This is a genomic window from Bradyrhizobium sp. Cp5.3 (genome assembly GCF_000426265.1).
GTDB classification, from domain to species: domain Bacteria; phylum Pseudomonadota; class Alphaproteobacteria; order Rhizobiales; family Xanthobacteraceae; genus Bradyrhizobium; species Bradyrhizobium neotropicale.
Genome location: NZ_KE384516.1, coordinates 68,268 through 83,889 on the forward strand (window position 1 = coordinate 68,268; position 15,622 = coordinate 83,889).

The window sequence follows — 15,622 nt, forward strand, 5'->3', positions numbered from 1 at the left end:
CGATTTTCAGCTCCGACCGAACAGCCGGCTGAAATTGCGCTGAAGCAGCGTGCCGGGCGAGTCGTCCACCAGGATTGCGATTCCGAGACGTGCACCCGCGACCATGCCGGCAACGGCGAATGGCCACGACAGCGCGAGCATCGACCCAGCCGTAATGCCCTGACCGATGGTGCAGCCGCCGGCGAGGATACCGCCCGCCCCCATCAAGGCAGCGCCGCAAAGGTGACGGCGCATTTCGCGATCGTCGTCGAAGGCTTCCCATTGGAACTGACCTGCCTGACGGGCAGCAACGTATGCTCCAAGGATGGTGCCGATCACGCTGCCGACGCCGAAGTCACCGAAGGCCGACACGTTCATCAGCCCCGCATAGACCGTTTTGCCGACTGTCGAAACGAAGCTCAGACTCTGCGGACGGTTCGGACCTGCGAAATCGTCATTGAGGATCGAGGTCAGAATCCAACCCGCCGTGACCAGGAGCCCGAGCGCTATGCCCGCCGTGACAAGCCGGGGCGTCCGCCGCAGCCGGACATCGCGCAACGCCAGCACGCAAAGTCCGATACCCGCGAGCGCGGCGATCAACGGCCTCGTCTCAAAGCCGACCGCACGCGAGATCAGGGCGGCGATATCGGTCCCTCCTTCGGGGAGCGGGACAGCGAAGCGTTCGAGAAAGCCGATCCGAAGGTCGGCTAGCATGCCCCGCAGCATGGCGTAAGCCGCAGCTCCAAGGACGAAGACGACGAAGAGACTGCGAAGATCGCCGGTCCCCAATCGCACAAGCGAACCCATGCCGCAGGTCCCGACCAAGGCCATGCCCACGCCAAAGGCGACGCTGCCGATTACGATGGACAGCAAGGGAAAGGCCACGGGCGCATATGACGTTTCGGCAGGATTGAGGATGCCGGCCAGAACGAGGGCCTGTGTGCCGAGAAGCGCGATGCCGAGCGCCAGTGCGAACACCCGAAGGCGGCGGCTGTCGCCGCCGATGAGGAAGTCCTCGATCGCACCAAACGTGCACAATTTCGAACGCTGGATGGCGAATCCAAGCGCGCCCCCAATTGCAAGTCCGCTCAACGCCTGCATCCAGGCAGACATATTCTGCACGGATTCCTCCCATCCCGCCTGCGGTTACGCCGCCAGCGGTTTCCCGCGGATACGATGGCCGCGGTGCTTACTTGTTCTGCGGATCAGGACCGGTCGCGCAGAAGATATCGTAGATGACTGAAATCACTCGACGCACGTCATCATTGGCGAGACTGTAATAGATTGTCTTTCCGTCGCGACGGGTATCGACCATACCGTCGTAGCGAAGACGGGCAAGCTGCTGCGACACGGCCGACTGCCTGAGCGACAAGATGTTCTCGAGTTCGGTCACCGATCGTTCCCGCTCGGCGAGCAGACACAGCAGCAGCAATCGGCTTTCATGCGACAGCGCCTTGAGGAAGTTGCTCGCCTTCCGCGCCTTCCGCATCAACAGATCGAGCTCCGGCGAATATTCTGCTCCGTCCCGGAGTTCCGTCTCGATTTCGTTGGAGAGAATGGAGTTCATCGCGTCTCGTCGCCTGTTTGAGAAAACCGGCAGCTACGGCAGGCCATGGCTTCCGTCCAAATGCGGAACTCGCCAGCGCCTCCGCCGCATACATACATGAATTCGCATATATATCAATGAGCTATGATTGCAAGGCAATCTCCGCTCCGGACACGCGGCGCGATACTTTCGTCCCCGGCCCCGGTCTCACGCGGCGCGGATCGACACCAGGAACTGGCGAACCTCGCGGCGGAGCACTTCCGCCTGGGTCGCAACCTGATCGGCCGAGCTCACGACCTGCTCGGCGGCGGCGCCGGCATCGGAGACGGCCGCCGTGACGACAGAGATGTCGTTGGTCACCTGGTCGGTTCCTGCGGCGGCGCGCTGCACGCTTTGCGCGATCTCCTGCGTTGCGGCGCCCTGCTCGGAAACCGCGTTGGCGATCGAGGCGGAGATCTCGCTGACCTCCGAGATTGTCGCGCAAATCACCTGGATGGCCTCGACGGCCTGCTTCGTCTCCTGCTGGATGACGGAAACCTGCTGGCCGATCTCGTCGGTCGCCTTTGCCGTTTGCGTCGCCAGCGCCTTCACCTCGCTTGCCACCACGGCAAAGCCTCTCCCGGATTCGCCTGCTCTCGCCGCCTCAATGGTTGCGTTCAGCGCCAGGAGGTTGGTCTGGCTCGCGATGTTGTTGATGAGTTCGACGATCTCGCCGATCTTCTGGGCGGCGGAGGCTAGCCCCTGCACGCGCGTATTGGTGCGCTCCCGCTCCTGCGAGGCCCTGCCGACGATCTGCGAGGCTTGGGCGACCTGACGCGTGATTTCAGTGATCGACGAGGAGAGTTCCTCGGCTGCGGCCGCGACCGTCTGCACGCTCGCGGATGTTTCCTGCGATGCGTGCGTGACTGCAAGAGATTGCTGCTTCGCGCTGGTCGCGGTGCCCGACATCGATTGCGCAGTCGATTTCATCGAACCCGCCGAGTTCGAGACTGTCTCGGCTACGCCCTGGACACTCGCCTCGAAGCGATCGGCGAGGCTAGCCATGGCGGCTCGCTTCTCGGTCTCCGCTTCGCGCTTCATCCGCTCCTGCTCGCTGCGGATTCCGGCAACCTTGATCGCATTCTCCTTGAAGACGTTCACGGCCTGCGCCATGCGACCGACTTCGTTTCGGCCCTCACAATCGGGGAGTTCGATGTCGTGCGTACCGGCCGCGAGCTTCCGCATCGCCTCTGTGAGGGTCAGAATCGGACGAGAGATGCTGCCCGAGATCACGAGGCCAGCGATGCAAGCGATCAAGATCGCGACCGTTGCGGCGGCCGTGGCCATGAGCTGCGCATCGGTGATGGCGGAAACGTAGCTGCTGTTGTCCATGACGATCTCGACAGCACCGATCGGCTTTCCGGAGAAATCAACGATCGGACCGAGCAGCGCGGCCACCGGCGTGGCGCCAAGCTCGCCCTTGCGAAGCAGGAACTGGCCTTTCGCTGCGTCTCGATATTCGCCTTGCGAGTAGAAGGTCTTATGTCCGAGTGTACCGCCGAAGGTCGCAAAGCTATCCTTGTCGGCCAGGTGAAACACGCTGTCGACACCGCGGCTTTTCTTGAAGTTCTCAAAGAACTGCTGCCCGAACGATAGACCAAACTCGACCGATCCGACCTGCTTTTCCGCGTGCAGCACGGGCACTACCCCGCGAATCCCAAGCCCGGCTACGCCGCCCTCGAGGCCAAGCACGGTCTTGCCCTGAGTATTGGTCTCGACCACCGTCTTGCGGAATGACGAGAGATCATCGCCGAACTTCTGCGGTTGGTGCACGCGCAGGAAGGACGTCGCCGGCGCCTTGTGGAACTGGAATTGCTCGACCTCGTAGACCTTCTTGAGGTCATCGAAGCCGGCTCCAAAGTATCCGAGCAAGGTCGTGCGATCGTCACGGGACATCGCCTCCTGGATCTGCGGTATCGAAGCCACCACCGCACTCATCGCGGCGGCGCGACGCGATTCCTGCGTCAGGCGGGACTGCAGAGCATCGTAGTGGCTGCGCAATTCGCGCTCGTCGGCACGGTTGACGATGCCGTGGATGATCCAAAGCACCCCCATCAGCACAACGACCGCCGTCCCGGCAGATGCCGTGGCAAGCGCCAGCGTGATCTGCATCCTCAGACCAACATTGCGAAACGGCGATTTCATCGGCCCCCCAGCCAAAAGGCGCTGCACACCTCTCCGACGATGAAATCTCTCAGGACGAAATTAAATTTGCGTTAATCATTCATGTTTGTGAATTTGTTGCGGGACGCTTGAATCAATCGGTCGAACACCCAAGCGATGACCAGAGTAAGAGCAGCGATTACATGTCCACGGTCATCGACAGGAGATACGTGCGCGGTGCTCCCAGGAAGAACGTTCCGAATGAAGCCACGCTGGACCAGTAAGTCGTACCGGTCACGTTCTGAACGTTCGCGCGGAACGTCGTCTTCCTGCCGTTGATCGCCGTCGTGTAGCGGGCGCCGAGATCAAGTCGCGTCCAATCCGGGATCGGCTGCTTGTTCGCGGTATCGACGAACTGCTTACCCGTGTAGATGACGGCCCCATTCAAAGTGAGCCCTCTCATCCACGGGAGATCCCACTCAGCTCCAATATTGGCCTGGATGTTCGGAACGCCGATTGGCGTGTTGCCCAAATTCGCCGCGACGGCAGTCTTCGTCAGGGTGCCATCCAGCAGCGAAAAGCCTCCGAGGACACGAACATCGGGCATGAGTTCGCCGTACACGTTGAACTCGAGCCCACGGACTTGCTGTTCGGCGGTCGCGGCGAAGCGCCCGGCGGATAGCTCGCCGCTTGCCTTCGATATCTGGAAGGCGCTGACGGTGGTTGCGAACCGACCGAAGTCCACCTTGATGCCGGCCTCGTACTGCTTGGCAATGTAGGGCGGAAGCACTTCGCCGAAATTGGAAGCGGCCTGCGGCGCGACGTCGCCCCGGCTTAGACCTTCGATGTAGTTCGCATACAGAGAGACGTTGTCCCGGGGCCGGATGACAAGGCCGACCACGGGAGTGGTCGCGCTCTTGTCGTAGGACGACGTCAGCGTTCCGACATTGGAGAGATAGTTGTTCGCCTCGATGCCCTGGCGCCGGACACCCAAAGTCAACAGGACCCGCTCATCGAGCACGGACAAGGTGTCAGCAATCGAGAGCCCCGTGAGTTCACTGTCCGAGAGCCGAGGGCGCCCGCTGATCTCGTTCGCAAACTGAGTTGGCGCCACTATCGGATTATAGATGTTCGACGTGACCAGACTGCCATTGGTGAGCCGCCGGTACAGCGCATCTTGATAAAACGAGGCCTGGAAGGCGACGGCATGATGGACGAAGCCAGTGTCGAACCGGCCGCGGACGCCGCCATCATATGTGGTTCGATCGACGCTAAGCCCGAAGAATTGGGGCGTCGAGGTCGTGTCGCCGCTCGTGTTGATGATCGTCGGAAGACCGAAGAATCTCTCGACATTGGTCCGAGAGCCGCCGACGTCGGCGAACAGCGTAACCTGATCGCTTAGATCGTATTCGGTGCGCAGCAAGGCAGATTGATCGTTGATGTGCGACCATTCCCAGGGCTGGGTCACGTTCAACCGACCGTCCGGCGCCTTTGGCACTTGTAGGCCCGGAGCCATGAGGAAGGGACGTGACGGAGCGTCGAACCGATCGGTCTGGGCGATGAGGTAGAGCCACGACCTGAACCGTTCGCCCTGATAGTCGAGGGCGAGCGATCCGACACCCGTCGCTTCGGACTGGCGGTCAATGGGCGTATCGCCGTCGCGCACACTGCCGCTGGCTCGCACGCCCCATTCCTTGCTGTCGCCGTAACGCCTCGCGACATCCCAGTGACCGCCGAACCGTGCGGCCGAGCCGTAATCCACCGTGAAGCGGGTCAAATCATCTCCCGCGCGCTTAGGCACGACATTGATGACGCCGCCGACGCCGCCATTGGGTGCGATGCCCGAGAGCGCGGCCGAGGGGCCCTTGAGGACTTCGATGCGCTCGACGTAATCCGTGAAGATGCGGTATGTCGGCGCGATCCCGTAAAGGCCCTCGAAGGCAAACTCACCGTTGTTGCCTTCGTTGATCGGGAAGCCGCGAATGTTGAAGGAATCGAGCACACCGCCCGTTGGGTGGGAACTGCGCACGGAAGGATCCAGGATCAAGGCATCCGCGGCCGTCGCCGCCTGCTGATCCCGGATGAACTTGTCCGTGTAACTCGTCACGTTGAACGGTGACTTCATTGTGTCCGTATTTCCGAGCAGTCCCAGCCGCGCGCCTTGAGCGACCTGACCGCCTGCAAAGGCAGGCACGATGCCCGACTGCGATGGCTTCGATTGCACCGCGACCGTTTCGGCTTGCGGAGCACCAGGCGCCGTGGGGCGCCGAGAAGTTGATCGGACCGGGACAGCATTTCGGCTGGTCGGTGCACGGCGAAGCGACCGTTGCGTTGGAGCATCGACGGTAACGGGTGGAAGCGAGTTCACGCCTTGCGGTGTTTGGGATTGAGCGGGCAACTCGAACCACGCCAGCAACGCTACTCCACCCAGCAGCTTCGCACCAAAGCGAGCTACCGTCCCAACCTCACCTGCACGTCGCATTCCCAGAAAGTCCCTCGTCAACAGCACGTCGCCCAACGTGAAATGGCACCACGCTCGGCCTGCAACGACCATGAATCGAAGATCCGCTCTCACGTCAGAGTTCGGCTTATCGCTCGTGAATCAGTTGCTTCGCAGACTCGCACTCAGGCTTGGTTGCCTACGTTATTGTCGGCAACGTCCGATTGCTCGCGATCCGCACCGCTTCTTTAGAGAGACGCCATCGTGGCCGCAACGCAAATGCGCGCGCTGCGAATTAGAATGTCTCGATCATCGACGACTCGTGTCGGTCGACATCGCGTTTGGAAACACTCCAAAGATGCCTGGAAGATTCCAAATCATTGCTGTTGAGGGAAAGGCCATGCTTTTCCTGGACGCGGCAACGCTCTCGACCTCGTCATGGACCGGCTGTTGCTGGTCACTATCTCGTTGCCATCGCTCTCATCGCGACGACATGCCGCGGTACAAGATGTGCAGATGAAAGGGCTCGTGATGAGCTCTCGCGGTGGTTCAATGGGCCGACGTTGAGCGACCGCACCAGGGGAAACTAGCCAACATCTGCCCAAGGGCTCGCTCTTGATGGTGCTTCACTGAGAGTCTCGATTTGCGGCGCTGAGCCGTTGCTCATCTCCTGACCGGGTACGACGATAGACGTGACCTGGCTCTGCCCACAAGAACCCATTCGAAAAGGGTACACCGGGATAGACTGCGGCAAGGCGGCGGTTGCCGCCGTGGATGTCGTCACGACCGTCCAACACGTCGCGAAAGGTCTTGGCGACGACGACCATGTCGCAATCCTGCGGCGACAGGCGCAGCGAGCCAACGTGGCTCTCGCGCAATGAACCAGCGTCGCCCAGCAAATTGGCGCAGGTGTGAGACAGGGTTTGCACGCCGTTGATGGTCAGGAAGTCCTGCTGCTCCAGCGTGTTCAGGAGGAGACCATCCGGGTCCTTCTCGCAGACGAAGCGGCAATTATCCTTGGTGAGCTTGTGAAGGCGCGCATGATAACAACGGGCGGAGATCGCCAGCGGCACCCTGCCGAACGCAAACACCTCGATCGTGACATCGGGAATCGCCCTCGCGATCGTCGCCACCGAGGACAGCGGCAACTCTGGCGGCAGGCAGATGCGCCTCGCCCCGCGCGCGGCGTGAAAAGCCGCGCTTGCCTCGTTGTAGATGTTGACGAATGGCCCGATGGCGTGCGGCCGGCCGGCGAGCGTTCTGAGACAGGTCAGGTCGTTCACCTCGATCGACACGTCCTCGGCCGCGGCAAGCTCTTCCGTCTGACGGCGCTCGCGCCGCAACGAGACCAGGATCAGCGACCCCAGCAGGACCTGCTTGCCTGCTTTTTGCAGCCGTTCGACCACAGCCGGCATGTGGGCTGCGAGGAACGGCGAGCGCTTCGAGCAGACGATCTCACCGACGGACACGACATCGACCGGCGCCTCGTCGGCGATACGGAAATAGAAGTCGCGCCATCGTTCCGGCGCCCAATTGTACAGAACTGGACCGAGGCTGAGTTGCATCGATGGACCTCAAATATTCGAAAGATTACCGCCACGTCTTGCGATAGGCGCCGAGGGTGGAGGCCTGCCCTTCGGTGAACGATTTCAGGCTCGCAATGTCCGCCTCACTCCCGCTCTCGAGCGCGGCGAGCGCATGACGGAAATGGCGCACCACGCTTTCGACATAGGCGCGGCCGCGCTGGCGGCCCTCGATCTTGAGCGCGGTCACGCCGGCATCGCGCAAGCCCTTGAGAAGGGTCGTGGCATCCAGGCTAACGGGATCCTCAAAAATGTAGCCGGCGCCCTGTGCAGTCGAGAAGCGCCCCTTGCACAGCGTCGGATAGCCCGAGGGCTCGCTCGATCCGAATCGGTTGATGGTGAATCCGCCCAGCCTGGAGTTCGTCCCCTGCCCGGTCTGTTCGTAAGCCACATGGCTTGGAGGTGAGCAGACGCCCTGCATGTTCGGCGACTTGCCGGTGGCATAGGACGACAGCGAGCAGCGCCCTTCGGCCATCACGCACAGGCCGCCGAACACGAAGACCTCGGTCTCGCAGGCCGACTCCCTGGTGATCTCGACAATCTCCGGCACGCTCAAGACGCGGGGCAGCACGACGCGCCGCGCTCCGAAAGTCTCGGCGTAGAAGGCGATGGCATCCGGATTTGCGGCCGCGGCCTGCACCGAGACGTGCAAACGCTGGTTCGGATGGCGCCTGGCGGCGTAGTCCATCAATCCGACATCGGCGAGGATCAGCGCATCGGCGCCGGCGCTCACCGCATCGTCCACCGCGCGCTGCCAGATGTCGACGGCCGAGGCGCGCGGAAACGTATTGATCGCCACCAGTATCCTCGCGCCGCGGCTATGCGCTAGCGCAATCCCCTTGCGCAGCTCGTCGCGGCTGAAATTCAGCCCTGGAAAATTTCGCGCGTTGGTTTCATCGTTGAAACCGCAATAGATCGCATCGGCGCCAGCATCGATGGCGCTCTTCAGCGCAGCCGGCGTGCCGGCAGGACAGATCAATTCCATCATCTGAATTCCCCGCCTGGACGCGACGAGCCGATCACGCGGTAACGCGCGGCCTCAAAGGCGCGCCTTGCCGACCCGGCCAGCGGACCGAACAGCGAGGATAGCTCGGCGGCAAGATCGAGCTGGGCGTCGTCGATCGCATTGCGCAGCGCGAGCACCGCTTCGACATCGCCCTCGACGACGAGCTCGCGCGAGAACATCAAGGCATCGCCATCGACCTTGCCTTCGAGCAGGGCCAGGAGATTGGCGAGCGAAGCCGCGATCCGCGCATCCACACCTCGCGGCAAATCGCGCACGACGGATAGACGCGGCGGCATGGCTTCGACCACGAAGGCGAACGGCAGATCGATCGGCTTGATGCCGAACCGCGCCCGAGCGTGATCGCCGAGCCGGTCGAAGATTGCAGGGTTGCGCCGATGGATGCGCTGCAGGACACCGGCGAGAACGAGCTGCAGCGGCAGCAGAGGCAGGGGACGCATGGCAAATGCGACGAGCGGCGGGATCGTCGGCAACGGGCCGGGCGATGCGGCGGACGGATCAATCATGGGAACACATCTGGACGGATTGCGCGCAAATGTATTTGAGCCGGAACAATGAGAACCGAAATCAACCCGGCTAGCTCTGGCTCTTCTCAAGGAGCTGGTTCATTGCAGCGTGATGTCCCGCGCTTTCGCGCATTGTCCGACTTCCTGCGCTTCATCGAAAGCCGGGGACAGTTGCGACGCATTCGCGAAAAAATCTCCGTCGTCCACGAGATCACGGAAATCCACCGGCGTGTACTCGGCGACTGCGGACCGGCATTATTGTTCGAGCAGCCCGTCAAGGCCGACGGTCGTCTATCGGACATGCCGCTCCTCACCAATCTGTTCGGAACGGTCGAGCGGATCGCCTGGGGATTGGGCATCGCCCCCGATCGTCTCGAAGAGCTTGGCGCGCTGATGGCCGAACTGCGCGCGCCGCAACCACCGCACAGCATCAGAGATGCCTGGAACAAGGTCCCGCTCGCGCGCGCCGCACTGGCGACGCGCCCACGCACGCGCACGGCGGCGCCGGTCCAGGACTGCGTCACGATGGGGCCCGACATCGATCTCGCAAAATTGCCCGCACAGGTCTGCTGGCCTGGAGAGCCTGCGCCGCTGATCACCTGGCCACTCGTCATCACCTTGCCGCCTGAATCCGCGATGGCCGACCAGGAGGAGAATGTCGGTGTCTACCGCATGCAGGTGCTCGGCCGCGACCGCACCATCATCCGCTGGCTCGCGCATCGCGGCGGCGCTCGCCATCACCAGCAATGGAGGGCGATCGGGCGCGATATGCCGGTTGCGATCGTCATCGGGGCCGATCCTGCCACGATCCTCGCCGCAGTCTTGCCGCTGCCCGAGACGCTGTCCGAGCTGCGCTTCGCCGGCATCCTGCGCGCCGAACGGCCCGACCTCACGCCATGCCTTACCGTTCCGCTCGCCGTCCCTGCCGAAGCAGAAATTGTCATCGAGGGCTTCGTCTCCGCGACCGAAACCGCGCCGGAGGGACCCTATGGCGATCACACCGGATATTATAATTCCGTCGAGGAGTTTCCCGTGATGCGCGTGACGGCGATAACCAGCCGACGCCAGCCGATCTATCTCTCGACCTTCACGGGACGGCCGCCGGACGAGCCCTCGCGCATCGGCGAGGCGCTCAACCGCCTGTTCGTGCCGCTCATCCGGCAACAATTCCCAGAGGTGACGGACTGCTGGCTGCCGCCGGAGGCCTGCTCCTACCGCATCGCGATCGCCGCGATCAGGAAGCGCTATCCCGGCCAGGCGCGGCGGCTGATGCTCGGTCTGTGGTCGATGCTGCCGCAGTTCAGCTACACGAAACTCCTGATCGTGGTCGACGACGACATCGACATCCGCGATTGGCGCGCCGTGATGTGGGCCGTCTCGACCCGCAGCGACTCTTCGCGCGATCTCGTGACGCTCACCGACACGCCGATCGACTATCTCGACTTTGCCTCGCCGAAATCCGGTCTCGGCGGCAAGCTCGGCATCGACGCAACCACAAAGATTCCGCCGGAGACGGATCGGGCCTGGGGCGCCCCTCTGACCATGGACCCTGCCGTGACCGCGCGCATCGACGCGATGTGGTCGAGCCTCGGGCTGACCGAAGCGCCGGCACCCTCTCCGGTTTCCGTATGAGCGAACGGCAAGGCATCATCGTCGGCATCAGCGGCGCCTCGGGCGCTGCGATCGGCGCGCGCATCGTCGAGCTGCTGGCTGACAATCCGCACTACGCGGTGCACCTCGTGGTCTCGCCGGCGGCCGAGCGTACGCTGCAGGAGGAGGTTGGCGTCGACGCGCTTGCGCGGCTGCGCGCCCTGGCCTTCCGCCACCATCTTCATTCGGACATCGGCGCCTCCATCGCCAGCGGCTCCTATCCCGTCGCAGGCATGATCGTCGCTCCGTGCTCGATCCGTACGCTCTCGGCCATCGCCTGGGGACAGCTCGACGACCTCCTCGTGCGTACTGCCGACGTGCAGCTCAAGGAACGGCGCCGGCTGGTGTTGCTTGTCCGCGAGAGCCCGTTGCATCTCGGCCATTTGCGGGCGATGCTACAGGCGACTGAGATCGGCGCAATCATCGCCCCGCCGATGCCGGCCTTCTATCTGAGGCCACGGTCGCTGGCCGAAATGATCGACCAGATCGCGGCCCGGGCGATCAATCTGCTCGGCCTGGAAAACCTTCTCGCACCGGCGAAAGCCTGGTCCGGCTCGCGCTTCGAAGGCGTGTAGACAGCGGAGTCCTCACTTCAATCTCGCTGCCCATTGCTCGATCTCGTCGATGTCCTCGGACAACTCGACGGAGAGCGAGCCGGCAAAATCCCTCCAGGCCTGCAAATTTGTCTTCGGCACGCCGATGACGACCGTAATCTGGCGATCCATCGCGCTGGCGATCAGGTCGAGCAGTCCGCCACCGGAGCACTCGGCCTTGCCGAACTTGTTGAGGATCAGCAGGTCCGGCCTGTTGTCCATGTTTCCTTCGATTCGGGCAGCGGCTTCGGTCAACGCCGCCTCATCGAGCCTGCAGCCCGCGGCACCTGCGCCGCGATCCTCGAAGATGGAGGTGCAGCGACCGGTGCTGAGATCTTCCAGCAAGACATCGCATCGCCGGTTGGGGGCCTCCGACACGCGGCGTTGCAGCACGCCGGCCAGCGACAGCCCGAGGCTGCGGCATTGCGTCACCAGCGCCGCAAAGGCTGCATCGGGATACACGTTATCAGCATAGACGATCGCCGCAAGCGATGGTGCGAGCTTCACTTTTTCTTCGCCGGCTGTTGCAGGCTTCATTGCAGTCATTGGAATTCACCTCGGATCAGTTCACTTCGGCAAAGCCGAGCGATGCCTTTACGCCGGGCGAGATCATCCAGGGCTGCCAGGGCGGATCGAACGTCATGGTGACTTCGACCGACTCCACGCCCGGAACGAGACACGCGCTGTTGGCGACGCCCTCCTTGAGAAAGGACGCGGCGGGACAGCCTCGCGTCGTTGCCGTCATGGTAATGTGCGCGACGCCGTCGTCGACCGATACGTCATAGACAAAGCCGAGGTCGATGATGTTGTGTCCGAGTTCCGGGTCGATCACGACTTTCAGTGCCTGCCTTATCTGCGTCACAAGATCATCGCTGGCCGTCATGCGAGCACCCTCACCGTCAGCCGGTAGACGTCCTTCTGCGGCGTGAAGCCGCCGCGCCACTGATGGCCGCGCTTGGTCAGCTCCCGAAACAGGAAGACCGGTTCGCGACTGAGCAAGGCGGAGAGCGTCTGCCCGGGCGCGAGCTGCTCCGCCGCGGCCAGAATTCGAACCATCGGCTCCGGCGGATCGAGGTCACGGTTGTCGAGATGAACCACGGGCTCCGGCCAATCGCCATCGGCCAGCGCGGCGGGCGCCGGTTCAGCCGCTTCGAACGAGCCGACGGGCATGAACCGGATCTCCCATTCGCCGGCTTCGAGCTCGGCTTCCTGATGCGCAAAGCCCTTGCTCGCCATGACGTCAAACAGAGGGACCGGCTTGAAGGGGGCATAGAGCCGCAGGCCCTGCCCCGGCGCGAGCCGGTCGAGCGCGGCCATGATGATCGAGAACGGCTCGCCGCCTGCGCGCAGGATTGGCCGGACATCGACGTCGATGAATTCGCTCATTGCAGTCTCCTTTCAGTTTCGCGAGATCAGGAGGTGCGGCACGGCTGCTCCCGTCGGCAGGCGCAACGGCTCCGCCACATCCGCGAGCCGCCGGGCCCTGATCAGCTCCTCACCCAGGCCGAGCGTCGCAAGCGTGACGACCGCGAGAGCGACGCGGAAGCCGAGTGCCGCGTCGATCAACAGCATCAACGTTGCCGCCCAACTCCCGGCAAAGAACAGGACGAACCATTTTGTCGCGCGGCGCTCGGCAACGAGATCCTGCACGCGGGGCGTCGGCACTCTGCCCATCACCGGGCCGTAGGCCTCAAGCCAGGTCAGGAACGGGACGATCTTGTAGAGATTGGCAAGCACCAGGCCGGTGAGCCAGCCGAACGCGACAAGGAAGACAAGCGCCCCGACATGCGACTGGAAGGAACCAGCCGCAAGAAGTGCGGCGCCAAGGATTGCGACCGCGGCGAGGCTCGCCAGCGACAGGACGCTCATGCGCGTGTTGAGCTCGAGCGCGCGGCGCCTGCGGGTCCTGTACAGGCTGAGCACATCACGGCCGTAGGCCATCAGCGATAGCAGCGCCGCGGCTCCTGCAAGCAGAAGCACCAAGTCCAGCCCGGTCGCACACCAGAGCGCAAGCACGCCACCGACAACACCGACGGCCAGCGCGGTTAGTCCGGCAAGCCAGGCAAGCCGACCCAGCCTCGCCTCTCCATCGGGCGCGAGCATGAACATCGCAAGCAGGCGATAGCTGACGCCCATCGCCGTGAATGTCAGCCATCCGCCAAGTCCCGCAATCGCATGGATCGGAACGCCTGACACCAACAGGTCCGGCCATTGCGCCCCCACGGCAGTTCCGGAAAGCACCAGGGAGAACATGCCGCCGAATATCGCCGTGACACAAATGCAGGCAAGCCCGACTGCGGCGAACCGCGCCGGCCCCGGCAGCGGACGGGCCAACCAGAGCGTCATGCCGAGATTGGCAACCACCAGCACGAAGCCGGCAATCAACAGGCCCGCGCCGACGGGAAGCAGCCAGCGCGGCCCGTTGATGTGACCGCCCAGGGCCAGAAAGCCTGCGAGCAGGATGGTCAGCCCAAGCGTCAGCAGCGCAAGAGCCGGCAGCGTCCAGCGCTCCGCATAGAGCGGCCTTGCGACCAGCACCGGCACGAACTGGAACAGCGCGCCGCAAACGACCATGCTCAACCAACCGATGCAAACCATGTGGACGATGACGAGCGTGTCCGGTCCTCCGATGTCGTCATTCGGAAAACCGAATCCGGCAACCATCAGAACTTCTGCAAGCAGCAGCCATACGATTGCGGCCGCGAAGTAGCTGATGGCCCATTTGCAAAGGCTGGTTCCGATCACGGCTTGCTTCCCATCGCCTGCACACACAATCCTGTGCCAGCGCTCGAAAAACGGTAAGTAGTTGCAGCCACGACCTCTTTGTCGAGGCACAAACTCGAGCGCCTATCGCAGCGGTCTTTGCGCCAGCGCAAGGAGCGCTGCGGTGCGGCAGCCGATGAACCTGTGACCACGGGAATCGGGAGGATGGCTTGCGAAAATTGCGAAGGCTACGCTGGCGGAGCCGCAAAGTGGCCAGGGTCGAACGGAGACTTTTCGAGACCGTCTTCGTGGGATTATTGCGAGAGATGACGGCCGAGATCGAGCCGGGCCCGCGTTCGCGCGAGAATAGCGCCGGCGGCCATTCGGCCGGCTCCTCAAAATCGGAAACCCGCCCCGGCTAGCGATGCCACGCCCCTGAAATGACGCGGCGCAGTCACGACACTAGGAACTCTTCACGTTCAGGGACCGCAACCAAGCGAGTCGCGCGATTGCGCGCCCGGCGAGCCTTTGCAACTTGTCGAGGCGAGCCGGCTCGCCGGCATTCTCGGCGCTCTCGAGATATGCGTCCACCAACGCCTCAGCGATGTGCTCGGCATCACCCTGCGCAAGACTTGAAGGAAATCGCCCGACGCCCGCGGCTTCGACAGCCATCTCGGTCGTTTCCATCAGCAGTTCGTGCGCCCGGTTGGCCACCGCCCCGGTGTGAGCGCGCTCCAGCTCAACGACAAGCACGGCCAGCCGACGTTCGAGTTCGCCTGCGTCGATGTGGCCGGCTGCGGCGCTGCCTTGCCGGCCGGCTCGCATTTCATCATGCTCCCGGTGGTAGGCGCGGCGCCGCTCTTTCCTGAGTGTTGCCACGTGGCCCAATTCCTCTTGCGCCATCGCCTCGGCGGCCTTCTTGATTTCAGCGTCTTTCGAGTAGGCCGACAGATAAGCCCAGAAGGCGAACGCACGCTCCTCGTTGCGTACCGCCATCGCGAGGGCGCGATACGGCGTCATCAGCCGCGACGCCTTTATCTCCGCGGCCGTCCCGGCGTCAAACGTGTCGGGGACATCCCAGCGAACGAGGGCGGGATCGGGAGCCTTATGCCGGCGCGATTGCGACCACCTTGTGACACTGTCAACATGCTCGCGCTCGGCCGCAGCGAGATTTGCAAAAACCTCCGCCAGATCGACCTTCTTCTGACGCCGCATCTCCTCGGCAAGGTCAGTGTATCTCGTTGCTGCCTCCTGCTCCATGGCGTGTGCGAGTGCGAACAGTTCATCGAGCGAGTGCAAGGTTCCGGCCGGCTCGGATCCCAGGAGGAGAGTTTTCGCGAGCAACATGACACACCTGGCCCAGTTTCTTTGTCCTAGATCAAACCCGATCAGTCATTGGGCGACTAGACAACCGTCACGAACAGGAGTCAAACCGCGATGGCTGGATCATCGATCC

The 15,622-nt window shown here is 63.1% G+C and carries 14 protein-coding genes; 2 read left to right on the forward strand and 12 right to left on the reverse strand.

What is annotated here, in order from left to right:
• Window positions 1-6: 6 nt before the first annotated feature.
• The 7 genes from K289_RS0143225 to K289_RS47530 form a co-directional block, all read right to left on the reverse strand.
• Window positions 7-1,101 carry a YeeE/YedE family protein gene (locus K289_RS0143225; RefSeq protein ID WP_027556975.1) on the reverse strand — a complete coding sequence of 365 codons (1,095 nt, stop codon included), beginning with the start codon at window positions 1,099-1,101 and terminating at the stop codon, window positions 7-9.
• A 67-nt stretch (window positions 1,102-1,168) separates the two neighbouring features.
• A complete protein-coding gene (locus tag K289_RS0143230) occupies window positions 1,169-1,546 on the reverse strand; it encodes a helix-turn-helix transcriptional regulator (RefSeq protein ID WP_027556976.1) in 378 nt (125 codons plus the stop codon).
• A 186-nt stretch (window positions 1,547-1,732) separates the two neighbouring features.
• Entirely contained in the window at window positions 1,733-3,709 is a 1,977-nt protein-coding gene (locus K289_RS0143235; RefSeq protein ID WP_027556977.1) for a methyl-accepting chemotaxis protein, read from the reverse strand.
• Window positions 3,710-3,866: 157 nt separating this feature from the next.
• On the reverse strand, window positions 3,867-6,221 hold the full coding sequence (locus K289_RS0143240; RefSeq protein ID WP_027556978.1) for a TonB-dependent siderophore receptor: 2,355 nt from the start codon (window positions 6,219-6,221) through the stop codon (window positions 3,867-3,869).
• 512 nt (window positions 6,222-6,733) lie between these two features.
• On the reverse strand, window positions 6,734-7,672 hold the full coding sequence (locus tag K289_RS0143245) for a U32 family peptidase (protein ID WP_027556979.1): 939 nt from the start codon (window positions 7,670-7,672) through the stop codon (window positions 6,734-6,736).
• Window positions 7,673-7,697: 25 nt separating this feature from the next.
• Window positions 7,698-8,675, reverse strand: coding sequence for a peptidase U32 family protein (locus tag K289_RS0143250; RefSeq protein WP_027556980.1), 978 nt, complete (start codon window positions 8,673-8,675; stop codon window positions 7,698-7,700).
• The gene (locus K289_RS47530) at window positions 8,675-9,220 is read right to left on the reverse strand and encodes an SCP2 domain-containing protein (protein ID WP_027556981.1); all 546 of its coding nucleotides are present in this window, start codon (window positions 9,218-9,220) and stop codon (window positions 8,675-8,677) included. The genes K289_RS0143250 and K289_RS47530 overlap by 1 nt, the downstream gene beginning before the upstream one ends.
• 48 nt (window positions 9,221-9,268) lie before the next feature.
• Here K289_RS47530 and K289_RS0143260 point away from each other — a divergent pair, with 48 nt between their 5' ends.
• Together K289_RS0143260 and K289_RS0143265 are read left to right on the forward strand one after the other, a co-directional pair.
• A complete protein-coding gene (locus K289_RS0143260) occupies window positions 9,269-10,852 on the forward strand; it encodes a UbiD family decarboxylase (RefSeq protein WP_084788983.1) in 1,584 nt (527 codons plus the stop codon).
• Window positions 10,849-11,445, forward strand: coding sequence for a UbiX family flavin prenyltransferase (locus tag K289_RS0143265; RefSeq protein WP_027556983.1), 597 nt, complete (start codon window positions 10,849-10,851; stop codon window positions 11,443-11,445). Before K289_RS0143260 ends, K289_RS0143265 begins: the two co-directional genes overlap by 4 nt.
• A gap of 12 nt (window positions 11,446-11,457) precedes the next feature.
• Here the strand turns inward: K289_RS0143265 and K289_RS0143270 are convergent, their stop codons facing one another.
• The 5 genes from K289_RS0143270 to K289_RS0143295 form a co-directional block, all read right to left on the reverse strand.
• On the reverse strand, window positions 11,458-12,009 hold the full coding sequence (locus K289_RS0143270; RefSeq protein ID WP_027556984.1) for a DUF2478 domain-containing protein: 552 nt from the start codon (window positions 12,007-12,009) through the stop codon (window positions 11,458-11,460).
• 16 nt (window positions 12,010-12,025) lie between these two features.
• Complete coding sequence (locus K289_RS0143275; protein WP_027556985.1) at window positions 12,026-12,346, reverse strand: metal-sulfur cluster assembly factor; 321 nt, start codon at window positions 12,344-12,346, stop codon at window positions 12,026-12,028.
• Entirely contained in the window at window positions 12,343-12,849 is a 507-nt protein-coding gene (locus tag K289_RS0143280) for a DUF2249 domain-containing protein (protein WP_027556986.1), read from the reverse strand. The genes K289_RS0143275 and K289_RS0143280 overlap by 4 nt, the downstream gene beginning before the upstream one ends.
• Before the next feature lie 12 nt (window positions 12,850-12,861).
• A complete protein-coding gene (locus K289_RS0143285; protein WP_027556987.1) occupies window positions 12,862-14,208 on the reverse strand; it encodes a hypothetical protein in 1,347 nt (448 codons plus the stop codon).
• 420 nt (window positions 14,209-14,628) lie between these two features.
• On the reverse strand, window positions 14,629-15,513 hold the full coding sequence (locus K289_RS0143295) for a ferritin family protein (RefSeq protein WP_027556988.1): 885 nt from the start codon (window positions 15,511-15,513) through the stop codon (window positions 14,629-14,631).
• Between the last annotated feature and the right edge of the window lie 109 nt (window positions 15,514-15,622).